Source organism: Methylobacterium sp. EM32, from assembly GCF_040593685.1.
GTDB lineage: Bacteria > Pseudomonadota > Alphaproteobacteria > Rhizobiales > Beijerinckiaceae > Methylobacterium.
The window spans coordinates 1-2,288 of the sequence record NZ_JBEXZS010000113.1 but is presented as its reverse complement, the minus strand read 5'-3'; the positions used below and the strand labels follow the sequence as shown (position 1 = coordinate 2,288).

Sequence of the window (2,288 nt, the reverse complement as noted above, 5' to 3'; positions counted from 1 at the left end):
TCCCCCGCGTCGCCCTGGTGCAGGAGGCGGCGGTGCTCGGCCTTGGCGCCGATTGCCCGGCCAAGGCGTACGGGCGCTGGAACTGGCGGGACGACCCGGTCGACGCCGAGACCTACGTCGGCGCCATCGAGCGGCACCTGACGCTATGGGCCGCGGGGGAGGACCTCGACGAGCAATCCGGCGTCTCCCACCTGGCGCACATCCGCGCCTGCTGCGCGATCCTGCTCGATGCCATCGACGTCGGCGCCTTCCTCGACGGGCGCAAGGCGAGCGCCGAGACCATCCGCATCCTCAAGGCCTACGACGCGAGCTCGATGCCGGTCGTGCCGGCCGCTTAGCGAACCCCCAACGGCGGACGCCATTTCAACAACGCCTTCGCCACCACCCTGTTGGTGAAATGGTTGGGGGTGGGTGCGTCAGCGCGCCGCTGCCCGGGTGACGAAGAAAGTGACGCTGGGGTCGCTTTCGGGGTTGTGCCGTGCGGGCTGCACCCGCGGGAGCATCACTGCATGCTGCGTGATGCTAACCCCGACACGCGGCGTGCGCACGGCGGCCCACGTCGTCACCGCCAGCCCCAGGGCGCACAGGGCCCATGTCGTCGCGCACGTCCGGTCCATGACGAGGTCCTCCGCCCGGCATGATCGCGGATCCCGGGCATACCGCCAGCGCACGAGGGCCTCAGTCGCCCGACGAGACGTCGCCCGCGCCGGAGGGGCACGGCCCGGACATGGCGACCTCGACGTCGAGGCCGCCCTGGCGCGTGACGGACCAGACGCGCATCTGCCCCCCGGACAGGGGCGTCCACGTGCCGGTGAACGAGGTCCGGTCGCGGTAGGCGTTCCCGGGGGCCTGGAGCAAGATCTTCTCGCGGCCGCGCTGGTCGATGGTCCCGCACGTCACGGTGGTCGTCCAGCCGTCCCGGCCGACGGGCGTGGCGTAGACCCTCGCGAATCCCGCGCGGCCGCCCTCGGTCGGGCCGCGGACGCTAAGGAGGAAGCGGTCGCCGTGCTGGGGGAACGGCGGCTCCTTCGGCGGGCTGGTGGCGACGTAGCCCGCGGCCAGGGTGGGGATCAGGACGGTGCGGACGAGGACGTGGTCGAGGAAGGCGCTGATCACGACAGGGTCTCCATGGAAGGGATGGGGGATGCCGCCCAGGCGGTGCCGTCGGGCTCGAACCAGACGGCGGCGGCAGCGGTGACGACGGCGCCGGTGTCGCGGCGCCGGAAGCCCTGCTCGGTCGGCCTGTACCCGATGCGGACGGCGTCGGCCGGCCGGGCGCCGTCGGCGAGGATGCCTTCGATGGTCGCCACGACTTCGCGGCGCGCAGCGGCCAGGCACCGGAGGCGACCCGCCTCGCTCGCGCGCATGATGCACCCGGTGAGGACCAGTGAGGGCGCGTGTCCGATGAGGCGGCGCTTGCGAAGGATCGACCACATCTTAAGACGGCGGTGAAAATGCACGTGGACGGGGGGCTGCTCGGTCATGGAGGGCGTTCCGGGAGGATGACGACGGCGGCGCGAGGGGACGCGCCGGGACGGGGCATGCCGGGCTGGCCGGGTCGGGGCGCGCACGAACGCGCGCCCGGGATCGGCCGCCGTATTCGGGCGGCCGCGGCGGAGGCGTCAGGCATTGCGGGCCTCCCTGGCCTTCCTGACGGCGGCCCAATCCTCGGGCGTGTCGTGGAGGTCCATGGGCAGGATCACCGGCGGGTTGGGGTCGTAGGGGAGGACGACGGGATCGCCAGGCTCCCACTCTTCGCCCGACGACGCCGTGGCGGTCGCGACCGACAGGGAGGCGTCCTGGGCCGCCATCTCGGCGCGCAGGATCTCCAGCGCCGCGTCGGCCGGGCAGAGCAGCCCCGCCTGGCAGCGGCGGAGCGCTCCGAAGACGTGCGCCCGGGCCTCCAGACCGGCCTCGCGGGAGATCCGGCCGTTGGCGACGTCGTCCGCGAGCCTCGGGAAGGCCGCCCGGGCGGCGCGGTTGATCAGGTCGACGTCGGGGTCGTGCTGCGCGTCGGGCTCAGAGGAAGGACGAGTTGCGTACATCGCGGTTCTCCTGGCGGGGGCGGTAAGGGGTGGAAAGGGCGGCGCCGAGCAGGACGCCGGCGTCGCGGATGACGTCGTCCTCGCGGGCCCGGCCGGCGCGGACGTCGGCCTGCATGCGCTGGATCTCGATGCCGACGGCGGAGATCACGAGGAGGGAGGCGCGGCGCTCGCGCGCAGCCGTGCGGAGGCGGTCCTGGACATGGTCCAGGCCGGGTGTCGTCGTCGACATGGTGGTCTCCGGAG

General features: G+C 73.2%; 5 protein-coding genes. 1 reads left to right on the top strand and 4 read right to left on the bottom strand.

The features are described 5' to 3' along the window. On the top strand, positions 1-338 hold a 338-nt coding region (locus tag ABZT49_RS16010; protein WP_355287011.1), incomplete at its 5' end, for a dATP/dGTP diphosphohydrolase domain-containing protein. A gap of 340 nt (positions 339-678) precedes the next feature. On the opposite strand, the gene ABZT49_RS16005 is transcribed toward ABZT49_RS16010, so the two are convergent. The 4 genes from ABZT49_RS16005 to ABZT49_RS15990 form a co-directional block, all read right to left on the bottom strand. Next, entirely contained in the window at positions 679-1,116 is a 438-nt protein-coding gene (locus tag ABZT49_RS16005) for a hypothetical protein (protein WP_305078774.1), read from the bottom strand. Further along, positions 1,113-1,484 carry a hypothetical protein gene (locus tag ABZT49_RS16000; protein WP_111473800.1) on the bottom strand — a complete coding sequence of 124 codons (372 nt, stop codon included), beginning with the start codon at positions 1,482-1,484 and terminating at the stop codon, positions 1,113-1,115. Before ABZT49_RS16000 ends, ABZT49_RS16005 begins: the two co-directional genes overlap by 4 nt. A 138-nt stretch (positions 1,485-1,622) precedes the next feature. Then, a complete protein-coding gene (locus ABZT49_RS15995) occupies positions 1,623-2,045 on the bottom strand; it encodes a hypothetical protein (RefSeq protein WP_305078773.1) in 423 nt (140 codons plus the stop codon). Next, positions 2,020-2,288: hypothetical protein (locus ABZT49_RS15990; protein ID WP_355287008.1), on the bottom strand; the 269-nt coding region annotated here is incomplete at its 5' end. The genes ABZT49_RS15995 and ABZT49_RS15990, both read right to left, overlap by 26 nt.